This is a genomic window from uncultured Paenibacillus sp. (genome assembly GCF_963515335.1).
Lineage (GTDB): Bacteria > Bacillota > Bacilli > Paenibacillales > Paenibacillaceae > Paenibacillus_I.
Genome location: NZ_CAUPYC010000084.1, coordinates 1 through 16,495 on the forward strand (window position 1 = coordinate 1; position 16,495 = coordinate 16,495).

Annotated in this window: 14 protein-coding genes; 9 read left to right on the forward strand and 5 right to left on the reverse strand. The window is 58.2% G+C overall.

Annotation, left to right across the window (positions count from 1 at the left end; genetic code table 11):
- A partial coding sequence (locus RWM61_RS18375) for a transposase (protein ID WP_314003503.1) occupies window positions 1-242 on the reverse strand: 242 nt, incomplete at its 3' end.
- Window positions 243-739: 497 nt separating this feature from the next.
- Here RWM61_RS18375 and RWM61_RS18380 point away from each other — a divergent pair.
- Window positions 740-2,089, forward strand: coding sequence for a multi antimicrobial extrusion protein MatE (locus RWM61_RS18380; protein WP_314003504.1), 1,350 nt, complete (start codon window positions 740-742; stop codon window positions 2,087-2,089).
- On the opposite strand, the gene RWM61_RS18385 is transcribed toward RWM61_RS18380, so the two are convergent.
- Window positions 2,079-2,960 (reverse strand): AraC family transcriptional regulator, encoded by an 882-nt coding sequence (locus tag RWM61_RS18385; RefSeq protein WP_314003506.1) that lies wholly within the window; start codon window positions 2,958-2,960, stop codon window positions 2,079-2,081. The two genes, RWM61_RS18380 and RWM61_RS18385, sit on opposite strands and share 11 nt — an antisense overlap.
- Window positions 2,961-3,139: 179 nt before the next feature.
- Here RWM61_RS18385 and RWM61_RS18390 point away from each other — a divergent pair, with 179 nt between their 5' ends.
- From RWM61_RS18390 to RWM61_RS18410, 5 genes are all read left to right on the forward strand, one after another.
- Entirely contained in the window at window positions 3,140-4,639 is a 1,500-nt protein-coding gene (locus tag RWM61_RS18390; protein ID WP_314003508.1) for a tagaturonate reductase, read from the forward strand.
- Window positions 4,636-6,147, forward strand: a complete 1,512-nt coding sequence (locus tag RWM61_RS18395) for an altronate dehydratase family protein (RefSeq protein ID WP_314003510.1) — start codon at window positions 4,636-4,638, stop codon at window positions 6,145-6,147. The genes RWM61_RS18390 and RWM61_RS18395 overlap by 4 nt, the downstream gene beginning before the upstream one ends.
- Window positions 6,148-6,224: 77 nt before the next feature.
- The gene (locus tag RWM61_RS18400) at window positions 6,225-6,965 is read left to right on the forward strand and encodes an HAD family hydrolase (protein WP_314003512.1); all 741 of its coding nucleotides are present in this window, start codon (window positions 6,225-6,227) and stop codon (window positions 6,963-6,965) included.
- Between the two features lie 567 nt (window positions 6,966-7,532).
- The gene (nirB, locus tag RWM61_RS18405) at window positions 7,533-9,947 is read left to right on the forward strand and encodes a nitrite reductase large subunit NirB (RefSeq protein ID WP_314003514.1); all 2,415 of its coding nucleotides are present in this window, start codon (window positions 7,533-7,535) and stop codon (window positions 9,945-9,947) included.
- 107 nt (window positions 9,948-10,054) lie between these two features.
- Window positions 10,055-12,130 carry a nitrate reductase gene (locus RWM61_RS18410; RefSeq protein ID WP_314003528.1) on the forward strand — a complete coding sequence of 692 codons (2,076 nt, stop codon included), beginning with the start codon at window positions 10,055-10,057 and terminating at the stop codon, window positions 12,128-12,130.
- A 203-nt stretch (window positions 12,131-12,333) separates the two neighbouring features.
- On the opposite strand, the gene RWM61_RS18415 is transcribed toward RWM61_RS18410, so the two are convergent.
- The 3 genes from RWM61_RS18415 to RWM61_RS18425 form a co-directional block, all read right to left on the reverse strand.
- Entirely contained in the window at window positions 12,334-13,560 is a 1,227-nt protein-coding gene (locus tag RWM61_RS18415) for a cation:proton antiporter (protein WP_314003516.1), read from the reverse strand.
- Between the two features lies 1 nt (window position 13,561).
- On the reverse strand, window positions 13,562-14,053 hold the full coding sequence (locus RWM61_RS18420) for a cation:proton antiporter regulatory subunit (RefSeq protein WP_314003518.1): 492 nt from the start codon (window positions 14,051-14,053) through the stop codon (window positions 13,562-13,564).
- An 86-nt stretch (window positions 14,054-14,139) separates the two neighbouring features.
- A complete protein-coding gene (locus tag RWM61_RS18425) occupies window positions 14,140-14,487 on the reverse strand; it encodes a hypothetical protein (protein ID WP_314003520.1) in 348 nt (115 codons plus the stop codon).
- A 253-nt stretch (window positions 14,488-14,740) separates the two neighbouring features.
- Here RWM61_RS18425 and RWM61_RS18430 point away from each other — a divergent pair, with 253 nt between their 5' ends.
- The 3 genes from RWM61_RS18430 to RWM61_RS18440 all read left to right on the forward strand — a co-directional run bounded on the left by RWM61_RS18430 (window position 14,741) and on the right by RWM61_RS18440 (window position 16,435).
- Window positions 14,741-15,352 (forward strand): LysE family transporter, encoded by a 612-nt coding sequence (locus RWM61_RS18430; protein ID WP_314003522.1) that lies wholly within the window; start codon window positions 14,741-14,743, stop codon window positions 15,350-15,352.
- Between the two features lie 161 nt (window positions 15,353-15,513).
- On the forward strand, window positions 15,514-15,819 hold the full coding sequence (locus RWM61_RS18435) for a class I SAM-dependent methyltransferase (protein WP_314003524.1): 306 nt from the start codon (window positions 15,514-15,516) through the stop codon (window positions 15,817-15,819).
- Window positions 15,820-15,928: 109 nt separating this feature from the next.
- On the forward strand, window positions 15,929-16,435 hold the full coding sequence (locus RWM61_RS18440) for a GNAT family N-acetyltransferase (protein WP_314003526.1): 507 nt from the start codon (window positions 15,929-15,931) through the stop codon (window positions 16,433-16,435).
- Window positions 16,436-16,495 lie beyond the last annotated feature (60 nt).

Consider the following 16,495-nt stretch of genomic DNA (forward strand, 5'->3'; position numbering starts at 1 on the left):
CGAAGCGGCGTGCGGCTGCCCTCCATCACCGTGCCGACGAGCAGGGAGGTCTGATGGCCGCATCCGCTGCATTCGTAAAGCAAACGCCGGCAGCGGAGCGCATAAGCCTGCGTGTGGCTGCAGCGTGGGCAAACGAAGCCGGCAGGCCATTTGGCTGAAAATAACGCGTCCACGCATGCCCCCTCCGAAGCAAACCGGTCGCAAAAAGACTCGTAATCCCCGGACACCGCCGCTGCCTCCATACGCCATCCTCCCTATAATAGAACAAGTGTTCTTATAAACAAATTATAGCAAACACTTGTTCTGATTTCAAGATGAAAATGAAAAAAAAGTGCGCTTTTTTGGAAGTGGTTGATTGTTGGCGCTCGATTTTTTTGATCCTGGTTCAAGGGGATAGCTGGTTACGAGGGAGTGGCCGGTCGGCTACGATTGGTCGGGATCGGTTCTTCCTGTTTGGAAGGGATAATGCTCAGAGGTAGCTGGAGGAAGAGGATCTCACCAAACAAACGTTAGATGAAACGCCACGCCGACAACTCCAAGCTAACGCAGAAGCCAGCGTACCGAAGCCAGAGTCCTGAATGAACGGGATAATGCTCATAAGCGCGGCGAAAAGAATGTCCCGTTAGGCTAATGAGAAATGAGATTGGTCGCCGGGGGTGTTGTTTGACCGGCGATTTTGATATAGTAGGGGATAAAACGAACGAACCAACTTATGGGAAGGGTCGGATGCGCGGTGGGAATGCCTTCGGAACCGGACGAACGTACGGCGGACAGCAGGGAGCGGGTTCCGCTCAAGCGGATACTGGCGTTTTTTGTGCCCCTCGGCTTGTCCGCCAGCCTTGTATCGCTTTCGCACGTTATCATTAACGGCACGCTAGCTCGATCGGACGCGCCGGAGGCGGTTATTGCCGCCTACACGATTGCCATGAGTATATTTATTATAACGGAGCGTCCCGCTGTATTTCTGCGGCAGACCTGCTCGGCGCTGGCCGCTGACCGCACTGCTTTCAGGGCGGTCGGCCGCGTGACGGCGCTGATTCTGCTTTTTACGCTCGCGTTCGGCCTCGTCGTTTCGTATACACCGGCCGGCAGAATTCTGTTTACGAATTTGTTCAATGCTGACGAAACCTTGCTGGGACGGGTGCTGGACAGCTATCGCATCCTGATCTTCGTTACGATTTTTTCCGCCGTCCGCTGCTTATACCACGGCATCATTATTCGTAATATGCAAACGAAATGGCTGACGATCGGAATGCTTGTCCGGCTATGCGTCATGTATTTGATTTCGCTGTTTTTCATACTCGGGCCGTACGGCATTGACGGCCGAGCCGGAGCGGTTATTTTCCTGTCCGGCATGCTCGTGGAAGCGGTCGTCAGTTATTTTGAAGGCCGAAGAATATTGAGGGGCATGCCTGAAAAGCTCGCGCAATCGACTGTACGCAAGGCGAAGGACGTGCTTCCGTTCTATCGGCCGCTTGTCGTCACGTCGTTCATATCGGTCATTATCGGACCGGCGATCAATGCCATGCTGGGCAAGACTGCGGATATCGAACTGGCGATCGCTTCCTATGCTGTCGCCTTAAGTATCACCAACATCGTTGTAAGTTTCTACACCTATGTGCACCAAATCGTGCTCAACTTCTACCGTACCGACCCCGCTGCGGTGCGGAGTTTCACGCTGCTGTTCAACCTGCTGCCCGCGGCGGCGATTGCCGTTATCGCTTATACGCCTGTCGGGCCGCCCGTTGTTGGAGGCGTGATAGGCAGCGAAGGCGCATTGCTTGATGAGAGTCTGCGCGTGCTGCGCGTTTTTGTGCTGTTCGCGGCGCTTTTTCCGTGGGTCGACTATGGCAACGGGCTCGTGATGCTGAACAAACGAACGAGATATATGGCATTTTCCCAACTGGGGAATGTCGGGATGACGCTGCTTGCGCTTGTCGTTGCGGTTGCGGCGGCTCCGTCCTGGAACGGGCTTGTCGGCGCGCTTGCGCAGTCAAGCGGCTTGGTCGGGGAATTGCTTGTTCTTATCGTGCTGCTCCGGCGATTTGAAAAGCGGTCGCCGCAAATTGCGGGACAAATCAGTCCGTGAGGAAGCTACGCTTGTAGCCTGCCGGCGTAACGCCCGTCAACCGCTTGAACATTCTGTGAAAATGCGGCAGGCTCCGGAACCCGCAGCGCTCCGCAATCTCGCCTACACCGTCCTCGGTCTCCTGCAGAAGCTCCTTTGCCCTTACAATCCGTTTGGCCGTCACATATTCCGTCACGTTCAAGCCCGTTAACTGCTTGAACACCCGTGAGAAATGCGCGGGTGTCACGGCTGCTGAACGCGCAAGCGCGGATAAGGTCAAATCGTCCTCCGGCTTCTCGTCGATCCGGTGCAATACCCGGTTCATCCATGCCGGGCCGCGTCCGGCGGCCTCGCGCGCCTTTACGCCTTCCGGTGGCAATATCGTGCGGTTGATCTGCAGCAGTATGCGCTGCAGCTGCAGATGGACGGCCTGACGGTGTCCGGGCAGTCCCTCCTCAAGCTCCGCGTGCAGTTCGTCGATCAAACGCTCCAATTGCGCGCCGTCTTTCTCCGCCAACCGAAGCCGGTAAGTTTTGCCTTTCTTTGCATGCTCGAAGCAGCGCAAGGAAGGGAAGGCGTCTCCGAGAGCCGGCTGCTGTACGAAAGCTCCGCTGAAGAATAACGCGGTCGAGTTAATGGGATTGCTCTCATCCGAGAAGGAACGGTGTATCGTGTTGGAGGGGATGATGAACAGATCGCCCTCTTGTTTACCGTAAAGCGTCCGATCGATAAAAAACGTTCCTTCGCCCCGGTGGACGTACACGATCTCATACCAATCGTGCAGGTGATCCGGAAGCTCGGTCGCCGTATGCTTCGTTTGCCTGTAGTTGCAGTTGAAAGGAAACGGCGAGCTTAAGTCGAACCATTTTCGCAGGGGAACTGCTGCTGTCACGGCTTTCATCTCCTTGCATACCTTTGGGAATAAATTGTACATGAAATCGGAATTGAAATTCTTATGATATCGCTGCCATTATATCAAAATCGGGTATGTTTTTGCGTGAATCCGTTATTTTACTATTCTTTTTTCATTTTTATAATGAAATGAAGAGGATTCGCGAGGGAGTGAGGACGATGGAAACGCTTAGCCGACGCTTGCTGGATTCCCGGGAGCGGGAACTGCATGATTCGCTGCTCAGGGAGCCCGTCACCGTACTGCAGGTCGGGGAGGGCAATTTTCTGCGCGGGTTTACGGATTGGATGCTGCACGAGTGCCGCAAGCAGGGGCTGTTCAACGGCGGTGTCGCCGTGACGCAGCCCCGTCCGGCGGGACGGGAGAAAATAGAGGCGCTTGCCGCCCAGGACGGACTGTATACGCTCGTCACGCGCGGCTTGGAGAGGGGCGAACCGGTGGAACGGCGCGAAATCGTATCCGTTTTCACCGAGGCGTTCGATGCGTATTCCGAATGGGAGCGGTTCGTCGAGCTTGCCGAGCGTCCGGAGCTGCGCTTTGTCGTTTCCAATACGACGGAGGCGGGACTTGCCTATGCGCCGGAGAAGGTTGCGGAGGGCGAACCGATCGCCTCTTTTCCCGGCAAGGCGGCTTATTTGCTGTATCGCCGCTTCCTGCGCTTCGGCGGCGAGCCGGGCCGCGGCTTGATATGGCTGCCTTGCGAGCTTCTGGAGCGCAACGGGGACGAACTGAAGCGATGCATTATGCGGCACAGCCGGGATTGGGGGTTGCCGGAGGCGTTCGAGAGGTGGGTGGAGACGGAGAACCGTTTCCTGAATTCGCTGGTTGACCGTATCGTGACCGGTTATCCGGAAGGCAGGGCTGAGGAATGGTTCGATGATTGGGGCTACCGGGATCGGCTTTTGAATACGGCGGAGCTTTATCATTTCTGGGCGATTGAGGCGGAGCCGGAGCTTGAACGGGAGCTGCCGTTACAGCAGGCCGGGCTCAATGTCGTTTGGACGGACGACCTGAAGCCTTACCAGCTCAGAAAAGTGCGGATTCTGAACGGCGCGCACGCGCTGATGACGCCGATCGGCATTCTGCACGGGTTCGAGCATGTGGGAGAGCTTATGGCGGATAAGGATTTCGGCGTATTTGTTACCGGCGCGGTCGAACAGGAGATTATTCCGACGCTGCCGCTCGGCCGGGAGGCGCTTCAAGCCTACGCCGCGGATGTGTTTGATCGGTTCCGCAATCCGTATCTGCGTCATCGGCTTGCGGACATCGCGATGAACGGCTTGAGCAAGTTCAAGGTGCGGCTGCTGCCCGCAATCGCCCATTATGCCGAACAGGGATCGCCGGTGCCGGAGCGGCTCGTTCGCGGGGTAGCGGGCATGCTCCGTTACTACCGCACGGAACGATCGGCGGACGGGAGTTTCGAGGGCGTTACGCTGACCGGGCGGACGTATGCGGTGCGGGATGACGGTGCCGCGGTTGACGCGTTGGCGCAAGCGTGGCGGACGGCAACGCGTGAAGCGTGTTCGGGCAGCGAAACGGCCGGACGGCTGCTTGCGCTGACTGGCGTATGGGGGCGCGATTTAACCGCATGGCCGGGATTCGCCGAAGCCGTAGGATCCGTCCTGGCGGAATGGGAAACAAGGGAGGCAGCCGGGCGATGAACGATTGGATACGGTTGAATGAGCGGGATCATGTCGTCATCGCGCTGCGGCCGCTTGCCAAAGGCGGGGCGCTGACGCTTCCCGGGGCGGGCGGCGTAACGGTTCGCGAGGACGTGCCGAAAGGGCATAAAGTGCTGATCCGCCCGGTTCGCGAAGGCGAGCATGTATTGAAATTCGGCTATTCGATCGGCAAAGCGAAGACGGATTTGGCGCCGGGCGAATGGGTGCATTCCCACAACCTGGAGACCGGTTTGAGCGGCTTTCTGGAATACCGGTACGAGCCGGCGGCCGATGCGGACGGAACTGACGCATCGGCAGCTTCGCAGACCGGGCGGGAGCGCAGCTTTCAAGGTTATGTGCGGGAAGGCGGCGAGGTCGGGATCCGCAACGAAATCTGGATTATCAACACCGTCGGCTGCATCAACAAAACATGCGAGGTGATCGCGCGGAAAGCGGAAGCGCTGTATGGCGGGCGGGTGGACGGCATCCACCATTTCGCCCATCCGTTCGGCTGCTCGCAGCTCGGCGACGATTTGACGCATACGCAAAAGCTGCTGGCGTCGCTCGTCAATCATCCGAACGCGGGCGGCGTGCTGGTCGTCGGGCTCGGCTGCGAGAACAATCAGATCGGCGCGTTCCGACAAGCGATCGGCGAACAGCCGCCCGGGCGTGTGAAGTACATGCGCGCACAGGATGTCGACGACGAGCTGGAAACCGGCCTTTCTTTAATCGGCGAGCTGGTTGAATATGCGGAGCGTTTCGAGCGCCGGCCCGTGCCGGTGTCGAAGCTGAAGCTCGGCTTGAAATGCGGCGGCTCGGACGGCCTTTCCGGCATTACGGCGAATCCTCTCGTCGGAGCCGTGTCGGATCGTCTGGTGTCGGCCGGCGGAACGGCCGTCCTTACGGAGGTGCCGGAAATGTTCGGCGCCGAGACGATTCTGATGAACCGGGCGGCGGATGAGCGGGTTTTCCGGGAAATCGTGGAGCTGGTCGACGGGTTCAAGCGGTATTTTATCCGGCACGGGCAGCCCATTTACGAGAATCCGTCGCCCGGCAACAAGGACGGCGGCATAACGACGCTCGAGGAAAAGTCGCTCGGCTGCACGCAAAAGGGCGGACATGCGAAGGTAACCGATGTCGTCGCTTATGGGGAAAGGCTCCGGAAGGCCGGCTTGAATCTGCTGGAGGCGCCGGGCAACGATCTGGTGTCGGTTACGGCATTGACGGCGGCCGGCGCTCACATCGTCCTGTTCACGACCGGCAGAGGGACGCCCTTCGGCGGCCCGGTGCCGACCGTGAAACTATCAACGAACAGCGAATTGGCCGACCGCAAGCGCAATTGGATCGACTTCGACGCCGGTCGGCTGCTGACGTATGGAAGCATGGAGACGCTCGCGGGGGAACTGTGGGAGGAACTGCTCCGGGTCGCCTCCGGCGAGCGACTTACGCTGAACGAGCGGAACGGCTTTCGCGAGATCGCCATTTTCAAGGACGGGGTCATTCTCTAGCCGGCTCTCTTCGTTTATAATGATGGGGGCCAGCCGCGAGCCGGCGCTATAGACAGACAGAGGAGATGGAATCCGACTTGAACCAGGATGCGAGCTTGCAGCCGCGCAAAGCCGTTTTTTTTGATTTGGACGATACGTTATACGACCAGCTTGTTCCGTTCCGGAATGCCGTTGCCGAGCATTTGCCGGAGCATGCCGAGAGCCTGCCGGCGGATGGGCTTTTTCGGGCTTTTCGCCGGCACAGCGATTTGTTGTGGGAGCCCTATGCCGGCGGCGAGCTGCCGCTCGAGACGATGCGGGTCATGCGGCTGGTGCGCGCGTTTGCCGATTTCGGCGTGACGATTGACGAGCGGATATCGGTATCCGTTCAGGAGGCGTACGAAGCCGGGCAGGGAAGGATCCGTTTCCTGCCGGGTGTGGAAGCCTGCTTTAGCGAACTGGCGCGCAGCGGCTATCGGATCGGCGTCATTACGAACGGACCGGAACAGCACCAATGGCGGAAAATCCGGGCGCTCGGACTCGACCGGATTGTCCCCCGGGAGATGGTGTTCATTTCCGGAGCGGTCGGTTTGACCAAGCCGGATCCCAGGCTTTTTGAGCACGTCAACCGGTTGTCCGGAACCGATCCGGAGCAGTGCATCTTTGTCGGCGATTCGTGGGAGAACGATATGCTCGGAGCCCGCAATGCCGGCTGGCGAGGCGTCTGGTTCAACCCCCGCGGCAACCGGCCGGGCAAGGATTACGCACCGCACTTGATCGTTTCCGATTTTGCGGATTTGGCGGCGTTCATTATTAAGTCGGAGGAGCAATGCCTGTAAAAAAATGAACGGAAGTTCATAGAGCGGTATTCAATAAAGGACCGTCGGCGCCCCCGTGCGCCGACGGTCCTTGTTTCATTGCCGGCGGGCGGAACGAGCGAAAATTTTCCTGCAAAGCAGACATTCGAGGGTCAGGCATGTCATATTTTCTTACTATATCAGTTTTTTTAAAGGGTGATATAAGGAAAAGCAATACATAAATCCGCGCTCGTTTGATTGACTCTCTGCATATTGTGTAATATTATTTAACATATAAAAAGAAAATTCGTAACCGCAGTGTAAGGTTATCTATCGAGCGTCAAAGAGAAGCGCAAAGGAGTGAGTGAAATGAAATGGTTTCTAACCATCGCTGCATTTCTCACGGTATCCAAGGTGTCCGCCGTAGATGATTGCGTGACTAATATCAATGATTCATTTGAAGGAAACGCAGGCTATTGGAAGCCGTCTCTCCGATAACGGTTCGCGAAACCGAGATAATCTGAGCTTTAGGAGACGAAGGGGGGGCCTGGGACGGCTCCCCTTTTTTCATGCACATACCGATAGGGACAGGGATGAGGAGTGGAGCAGATGAGAAAAAAGCTGGTTCTGATCGGCAACGGCATGGCAGGCGTAAATGGTATCGAACAGCTGCTGCGGTTGGCGCCCGACCGTTATGATATTACGATATTCGGAAGCGAGCCCCATCCGAACTACAACCGGATTCTGTTGTCTTCCGTTCTTGCCGGCAATGCGAATATGGACGACATCGTCCTTCATTCCTGGGAATGGTACGCCGCTCACGGCATTACGCTGCATGCGGGGCATACGGTGACGGCTATCGACACAAAGCGCAAGTATGTGGAAACGGACAGCGGACTTCGGGCCGATTACGACGAGTTGGTCATCGCCACCGGTTCGCGCCCTTTCATGCTGCCGCTTCCCGGCGCCGACAAGGAAGGGGTCATCGCCTTTCGGGACATGAAGGATTGCAAAGCGATGATGGAAACCGCCCGAACGCACAGGAAAGCGGTCGTCATCGGCGGAGGCCTGCTCGGGCTGGAAGCGGCGAGAGGCCTGCTGAATCTGAACATGGAAGTGACGGTCGTTCATATCCACAAGCATCTGATGGACCGCCAGCTTGACGCACCCGCCGCGCTCATGCTGCAAAGGGAGCTTAGGCAGCAGGGCATGAAGTTCTTGCTCGAGAAGAACACGGAGAAAATTACAGGCAAAAAAAGGGTCGCCGGCGTGCGGTTTACGGACGGCACGGAGATGGCCGCCGATCTTGTCGTCATGGCGGTCGGCATCAAGCCCAATATCGAGCTCGCCGCGAAAAGCGGAGTCGACGTCAATCGAGGTATCCTTGTTAACGATTATTTGGAAACGAACAAGCCGGGGGTATACGCGGTTGGCGAGTGCGCCGAGCACCGCGGCATCGCCTACGGACTTGTCGCTCCGCTGTACGAGCAGGGCGCCGTGCTGGCCAAACGGCTGGCCGGGGTGAAAACCGACGGGTACCATGGCTCCGTCGTGTCGACCAAGCTGAAGGTTTCCGGCGTTGAGGTGTTCTCGGCGGGCGAATTCCTGGATGCGGACGACACCCGCGCGGTGCGCATGCAGGACGAGTTCGGCGGCGTTTACAAGAAAGCCGTCATTCGGGACGGCCGGCTCGTCGGCGCCGTCCTGTTCGGCGATACGACCGACGGCACGCGTTTGTTCTCGATGATTCGCAGCGGGGAAAATGTAGCCGGACGCGAAAAGGAAATTTTGCTCGGTTCGGGAGCGCCGGCGGCCGCATCGGGAGCGGATAAGGCCGCAGCCTTGGGTGAAAACGAGATTGTTTGCGCCTGCAACGGCGTGACGAAAGGCACAATCATGCGGGCGATCCATGAAGAGAGCCTGCAGACGGTAGAGGATATCAAAACATGCACCAAAGCGTCCGGTTCCTGCGGGAGCTGCAAAACGACGGTCGGCTTCATACTGGAGTACGCGCAGCGGCACGGCGGGACCGGCGAACCGGCGGTCAAGGAAACGATCTGCGCCTGTACGGCGCTCGATCATGAAGAAGTGATTCAGGCCATCCGAACCGGACGCTTCCGGCATGCGTCCGAAGCGAGAGCCGCCCTCGGGTGGAAATCCGAAGAGGGCTGCGCCGCCTGCGAGCCGGCTCTGCACTATTATGTGGGCGTTCACGGACACGGCAGCCCGGCCGAAGGACAAGCAACCGCCCCGCTTCGGCAGGCTTTTTCGGCCGCCGCGCAACCGGGCGGCCCGGATGGCGACGGCGGCGCTTGCTCGCTTGTGCCCCGTATGCCCGGCGGCGTGACGAATGCCCCGCAGCTGCGGCGGATCGCGGATGTCGTGGAGAAATACGGCATTCCGCTCGTGAAGCTGATGAATGGCGCGGAGCTTGAGCTGTTCGGCATTTCCGCTTCAGCGATTTCGTCCGTCAGGGAGGAGCTCGGCATGCCGGCTGAAGCGCCGCTAACCGGTGCGGCGGTTCGTTCGATCGCTACCTGCGGAGGTTTGCGCTACGAACAGGACGCCATGCAGGACTCCATCGCCGTGGGGATCGCCCTGGATGCCAGGCTGGCCCAGCTGCCGATGCCGCAGGAGACAACGGTCGGCGTCTCCGCGAGCCCGCGCCACCGCGCAGGCTCGCTGACCAAGGATATCGGCATCGCCGGCACCCCCGGCGGCTGGGAATTGTACGCAGGGGGCGGCGGAGAGCGCAAGCCGCAAGCGGGACAATTGGTTTGCACGGCGGAAACCGATGAGCAGCTTCTTGCTTATACACTGGCCTTCGTCCAGCATTACAGGGAAACGGCGCGCTATGCGGAGCGCGTCTCGCAATGGATCGAGCGGCTCGGCCTTGTGCGTATCAGGGAGACGATATTCAATCCGCTTGCCGCCTCTTTATTGGCCGAGCGCCTGGAAAAGGCGGCGGCCGCAAGGGTCGGAAAGCAAGCAGATCAGCAGCCCGAGGCTGCGGGAACCAGGTGAGCGCGATGCGAGTACAGGAGAACAACGCAAGGAACGAAGCCCGCACTATGCCGGCGCCTCAGACCCACGAGCTTGAGCAGGCGCCGCCGGACCGGGTAATGGCTGCAATGGATACGCAGTGCCCGTTCTGCAGCGTGCAGTGCAAGATGATTGTGGAGGAGCGGTCGACAGACGGCTCGCCTGCCTATACGGTCACCCCCAAGCCCAATAAGGCGTCCGAAGGCCGGCTTTGCATCAAAGGGATGAACGCGTATCAGCATGCGCTCAGCGGCGAACGGATACTTTTTCCGATGGCGAAGGTGGATGGCGATTTCGTGCGCGTCAGCTGGGAGGAAGCCCATCGGCTGATCGAATCGAAGTTCGCGGCCATCCGGCGCAATTACGGGAATGATGCGATCGGCGTCTACGGCGGCGGCTCGTTGACCAATGAATCCGCCTATTTGCTTGGCAAATTCGCCAGGGTGGCGCTGCGCACCCGTTATATCGACTACAATGGGCGGTTCTGCATGTCGGCCGCAGCGTCGGCGGGCAACAAGGCGTTCGGCCTCGACCGAGGCTTGACCAACCCGCTGTCCGATATTGCGCTGGCGCGCTGCATCATTCTGGCGGGCACGAACATTGCCGAATGCCAGCCGACTCTTATGCCGTACTTCACGCAGGCCAAGGAGAACGGCGCGTTCATCATCGCCATCGATCCGAGGCGGACGGGAACGACGGAACTCGCGGACCTGCATCTGAACGTAAAGCCGGGGATGGATGCGGCCTTGGCGAACGGTTTGCTTAAAGTCATCGTGGAGCAGGGCTATACGGACCAGGCTTTTATCGACGGGCGCACGAAAGGGTTCAAGCAGCTGAAAGAGCATTTGGCGTCCATGGATCTCGACCATATCGCCGACATTACGGGCGTCCCGGCAGGCCGGATCCGGCAGGCGGCCGAAGCTTTCGGCAAGGCGTCCGCCGGCATGGTGTTTACCGCGCGGGGCGTGGAGCAGCAGACGGATGGCTATCTGGCTGTGCGCAATTTTCTCAACCTCGCTCTCGTTACCGGAAAAATCGGCCGGGAAGGCTGCGGCTACGGCGCGATCACCGGCCAAGGCAACGGACAAGGGGGCAGGGAGCACGGCCAGAAGGCCGACCAGCTGCCGGGTTACCGGTCCATTGAGAATGAGGCCGACCGCGCCTACATTGCCGGGGTGTGGGGAATAGACGCCGGCAACCTGCCGGGCAAAGGGGTATCGGCGTATGAAATGATGGAAAAGGTGCACGGCGAAGAAATACGGGCGCTGTTCGTCATGGGCTCCAATCCGGTCGTGTCCAACCCGAATGCCGATTTTGTGGAAGCAGGCCTGCGCAAGCTGGACTTCCTTGTCGTGGCCGACATGTTCCTGTCCGAAACGGCGCGGATGGCGGATTTGATTTTGCCGACGACCTCCTATCTGGAGAACGAGGGCACATTGACCAACCTGGAGGGCCGTGTTCTACTGCGGGAGGCGGGCCGGCAGGCTCCGGGAGAAGCGAAGCATGACTGGCAAATCCTGAGCGAAATCGCGGCATGGCTTGGAAAAGCGTCCTTCTTCCCTTACACGGCCGCTGAGCAGGTGTTCGAGGAGCTTCGCATCGCAAGCCGCGGCGGAATCGCCGACTATTACGGGATTACCTACGAACGGCTGCGCCGGGAAGAAGGGGTTTATTGGCCTTGTCCCGCCCCCGCGCACCCCGGCGAGAGACGGATGTTCGAGCAATCGTTCGCCCATCCGGACGGCAAGGCGGAGCTGATCGCGGTGAACCACCATTTTCCCAAGGAGCAAGTCAGTGAGTACTATCCGCTGCACCTGACGACTGGCCGCGTATTGACGCATTACTTGACGGGCGTTCAGACGAGGCGCAGCCACACGCTGGCCGCTCGCCAGTTCGAGTCGTATCTCGAGATTCACCCCGCCACGGCGAAAAAGCACCGGATCGAGGATGCCGCCTTGATCCGCCTCGAGTCGAGACGGGGGAGCATCGTCGTGCGCAGCAAGCTGACGTCCGACATCAGGGAGGATACGGTGTTTGTGCCGATGCATTGGGGCGGCATCCAGAACGTAAACAAAGTCACGAATGAAGCGCTTGATCCGACCTGCAAGATGCCGGGCTTCAAGGTGTGCGCCGTCCAGGTGAAGCCGCTGCTCGAATACGATTAACGTTGCGAACGCCGCAAAAATGCAGCCGTCCCGGGTGGGGCGGCTGCATTTTGTCGGTGCGAGTACTTATTTCTTGGGCGTATCCTTCACCTTGCCGGTGCCTCCGCAGCGCGTGCATATGACTTGCATCACGACCGGCAGCGTGATTCGGATGCGCCCTGTTCCCCTGCAGTTTGGACACACCACGGCGATCCCCCCGTACGTCAGCTTTCGTTCAGTTTTTCCCGTATGACGGGTTTCTCCCGGTCCAGCTTCAACACGCGGTTGACCTGCCGGAAAATGCGCTTCGATTCCTTCGTAAGCAGCGGACCGAGTATCGCCAGAATAAGCACATATAAGGCTGCGAACGGCTGGATGATGGCCATCAGGCCGCCGGCCGTCCCGAGGTTCGCCAGTATGATCGAGAATTCGCCTCGGGAGACGATCGTCAGCCCGATGTTCGAGGATGCTTTCGGCGACAGTCCCGCGCTACGGCCGGCCAGCAGTCCGGCGATATAGTTGCCCAGCAGCGTGATCGCTACAGCGCCCAGCGCCAGCCATACGGCGCCGCCCAGCGTGAAGGGGTCGATCGTGAGGCCGAAGCTGAAAAAGAACAGAGCGCCGAAAAAATCCCGAAACGGCAGGATCAGCTGCTCGATCCGCTTGAGGTGCTCCGTCTCCGCCAGCACGAGGCCGACGAGCAAGGCGCCGATCGCTTCCGCGACCTTAATCGTCTCCGAGAAGCCGGCGGTAAGGAACAGAAATCCGAAGATGACGAGCAGGAACAGCTCGTTCGAGCGGATATTGAGCGCCCGGTTGAGCAATGGCGCCGCCTTCCGTCCGATGACGAGAAAAGCGAGCATGAACCCGAGCGCGTACGATGCCGACAGCAGTACGCCCGTAAGCGACGACGATCCGCTGAGCACGAGGCCCGACAGGATGGAGATATATACCGCCAGGAACACGTCCTCGAACATGATGATGCCGAGGATCATTTCCGTTTCGGGATTGGCCGTCCTTTTCAGGTCGACCAGCACCTTGGCCACGATGGCGCTCGACGAAATCGTCGTAATCCCGGCCATGACAAGGGTTTCCTCCAACGGAAAGCCTATCGCCCACGGGTAGACGACGCCGAGCGTGAAGTTGATCGCAATATAGATCGTTCCACCGACCGCGATGGAGCGCCCGGATTTCACCAATCTGCCGACCGAGAACTCGAGGCCCAGGTAGAACAGCAGAAACAGAACGCCGAGCCTGCCCAGAAATTCGATGAACGGGGCGCTTTCGATGAACCGGAAGTCGAAGATGCCGATTTTCGGCGCATGCGGACCTACGGCCATTCCGATCAATATATAGAACGGAATGACGGAAAACCGGAGCTTGGCCGACAGCAGGCCGACCGCTGCGATCAGCAATACGGCCAGGCCGATCTCCAGGACGAGGTGATCCATCTTATTCACCTCCGCTGAGGAGCAAACGTTTCAACTCCTTCATATTGGCGCGTTCACCGGCGACGACCAGCACGGTGTCGATTTTGAACCGGTAGTCGGGTCCCGGATTGATGTACTTGGCCTCTCTCTCGACGGCCGCGATAATGGTCGTTTCCGTCCGCTTGCGGATTTCAAGCTGGCCGATCGTCTTGCCGATGCATTTGGCGTGCGACTCCACCTTGTACCATTCGATCGTCAGATCGTCCAATGCGATTTCGACGGTTTCCAGCGCTTTCGGCATATAGGTCATGCCGCCGACAATGCCGGCGATATGCCTCGCCTCATCGTCGTCCAGCGTGACCATCGAAATGCTGTCGTCCGGATCCTCGTAGTCGAAATGGTACAGTTCCCTGCGGCCATCGTCGTGGATGACCACGACAAGCTTGTCGCCGCCGCGCGTTTCGATCTGATATTTGCGGCCGATGCCCGGCAAATCAATTTCTCTTATATTCATGCATGATTCCTCCCAATCGCTCCAAATAAGCATGCGAAAACAGACGGTCGAAACGCATTTCCAAGTTTCACCGAAAGGATGGGTGCTTATGCTTGGCGGAGCCGGAAAAAGGAAGTATATTTAATAGGCATAAGGAATAAGCGTCTCAGACGTTTGGGGATGCAAGAGCGGAACGTGACGACGGGTTTGATCGATCCGCGGACTGTGTACAGCAGAAGGGAAAACAGCAGGAGGGCAGCCGAAATCACGGCAGCGGCCTTGTGCTTGGAGACGGCGTCGTGCCTGACGGCGGTTATTTTGTGATAATCCGCTTTCTCCAGGAGGCGGGCGGAGGGGTCGCCGAGGGATGGATCCCGATCCACCGAGAAGAACGGAAAGCTGAGCACGAAGACGATCAAAAGGAGAACGGCTTTGGTCCATGACGCTTTTGTCATCAGGTTACCTCCTCTGCGAATGTCCTTTATATAAGTATAGCTTATAATTAAGTCTAAGTCTAAGGCTTCCCCGGAATATGCGCAAGTTCCATCACGCCAACATGGAGTTGATTAAAAAGGAGCTGGCGGGTAAAGGGTAGTAACAAGAATGAAGGAGGCGGCTTTAGGACGACCTGCTCGGGGCACGGGTCGCCGTTGAAGATTAAATTTTTCGAGAAGTACTCTAAAACAATGACAGCAAAGGTGAACACAGATGATCGCGGCAATCATACACGGCTTTGTTCTGGCATTCGGACTCATTTTGCCTTTGGGCGTGCAAAACTTCTACATTTTCTCGCAGGGAGCCGTCAGAAAAAAATATATCCACGTCGTGCCCGTTTCGCTTACCGCCTCGATTTGCGACACCTTCCTTATTCTGGCCGCGGTGTTGGGCGTTTCGGCGCTGGTTGCAACCCTGGAATGGTTCAAGCTCGTCCTGATCGTCGGGGGCGGCATTTTTCTCATCTACATGGGCATCCAATCCTGGCGGGCGTCGACCCGGCAATCAAGCGAGGTTCAGGCGAACCACACGATCGGCAAAACCATCGCGTTCACCGTCATGATCTCCATCCTGAACCCGCATGCAATTCTGGATACGGTCGGCGTCATCGGCACGAGCTCCATTCAATACACCGGCTGGGAAAAAGCTGCCTTCACCGTATCCACCGTGGCGGTATCCTGGATATGGTTTTTCGGTTTGGGGCTGGCGGGCAGGCTGCTCGGTTTAAGAGATAAGTCGGGCAAACTGATGGTCATCATGAACCGGATTTCCGCAATCGTCATGTGGCTGGCGGCGGTTTATTTGCTGAAAAGCTTGTTCGCATGACGCGCCCGGTTCCCATTAACCGCCCGGCAGTTGAAGGAGAACGCGGACAAACGCCTGCACCCGACCGTATTGAATGATCCTGAACAAGGTTTTCGGCTATTGACCTTATCGTTGCCTCAACGTTTATGGTAATAGAATTATCTCTTAAGGAGCGAAAAACAATGCCGAACCATGAAGAGATTTACCGCCAGCAAGCCGAGAAATACGAGCGGATGATTTCGAGACAACCGAATGTGGTGCCGTGGATTGAGGAGATCAGGCCGGTTCAAGGATTGGATGTTCTTGATCTGGGAGCGGGTACCGGGCGCATTTCCGTTCCGCTTGCCGATAAAGCCGGATCCCTGGTGTCGACCGACAAGTCCGAAGCGATGCTCAAGGTGCTGAAAAAAAAGGCTGCTGGCCGGATTTTTCTTCGGGGAACAATTGGCCGACCAGGTTCGGAGCAGCAACAGCCCGACGCTCGCTGAATGCGCGGGTATCTGGTGGAAGCATCTGAACGATTAAGGGGAGTGCAAATGAGGCGCCGCTGGGAAGCAGCGATCGCTGCGCTTGAGAAGCATATTCAGGAGGCCATCGATGATTGACATCACGATTGAGGACGCCGCGCTGCAGGATTTGGGCGCGATCGTCGACATTTATAATTCCACGGTTTCGTCCCGCCGGGTAACGGCCGACCTTGAGCCGGTCAGCGTGGAAAGCCGGCTGCAATGGTTTCATGAGCACACCCCCGATTTCCGGCCTTTGTGGGTAGTCCGGTCAGGAGGGGACATCGCCGCTTGGCTGAGCTTCCAATCGTTCTATGACAGGCCGGCCTATAATGCCACGGCGGAGCTAAGCATTTATATTGACGAACGGCACCGTGCCAGAGGATTAGGCTCGATACTCCTCGATCGCGCGATCGGTGAGTGCCCGCGCCTAGGCATAAAGAGCCTGATCGGCTTCGTGTTCGCCCACAATGAGCCCAGCCTGGCGCTGCTCGCCAAATTCGGCTTTGAGCGTTGGGGTTATTTGCCGGGCGTCACGGAGCTGGACGGGATCGAGCGGGACGTTGTCATTTTGGGGCGTAAGATTACAGCGAATTAGCTGCCACCTGAATCCGTGAACCTCGCCACATGAAAAAACGAGAAAATAGAAGGAAATCCG

What these genes read in the sequence shown, in the direction of transcription:
- RWM61_RS18380 (WP_314003504.1), top strand. Translation starts at nt 740, where the DNA reads ATGCCTTCGGAACCGGACGAACGTACGGCGGACAGCAGGGAGCGGGTT.
- RWM61_RS18390 (WP_314003508.1), top strand. Translation starts at nt 3,140, where the DNA reads ATGGAAACGCTTAGCCGACGCTTGCTGGATTCCCGGGAGCGGGAACTG.
- RWM61_RS18395 (WP_314003510.1), top strand. Translation starts at nt 4,636, where the DNA reads ATGAACGATTGGATACGGTTGAATGAGCGGGATCATGTCGTCATCGCG.
- nirB (WP_314003514.1), top strand. Translation starts at nt 7,533, where the DNA reads ATGAGAAAAAAGCTGGTTCTGATCGGCAACGGCATGGCAGGCGTAAAT.
- RWM61_RS18410 (WP_314003528.1), top strand. Translation starts at nt 10,055, where the DNA reads ATGGATACGCAGTGCCCGTTCTGCAGCGTGCAGTGCAAGATGATTGTG.
- RWM61_RS18415 (WP_314003516.1), bottom strand. Translation starts at nt 13,560, where the DNA reads ATGGATCACCTCGTCCTGGAGATCGGCCTGGCCGTATTGCTGATCGCA.
- RWM61_RS18420 (WP_314003518.1), bottom strand. Translation starts at nt 14,053, where the DNA reads ATGAATATAAGAGAAATTGATTTGCCGGGCATCGGCCGCAAATATCAG.
- RWM61_RS18425 (WP_314003520.1), bottom strand. Translation starts at nt 14,487, where the DNA reads ATGACAAAAGCGTCATGGACCAAAGCCGTTCTCCTTTTGATCGTCTTC.
- RWM61_RS18430 (WP_314003522.1), top strand. Translation starts at nt 14,741, where the DNA reads ATGATCGCGGCAATCATACACGGCTTTGTTCTGGCATTCGGACTCATT.
- RWM61_RS18435 (WP_314003524.1), top strand. Translation starts at nt 15,514, where the DNA reads ATGCCGAACCATGAAGAGATTTACCGCCAGCAAGCCGAGAAATACGAG.
- RWM61_RS18440 (WP_314003526.1), top strand. Translation starts at nt 15,929, where the DNA reads ATGATTGACATCACGATTGAGGACGCCGCGCTGCAGGATTTGGGCGCG.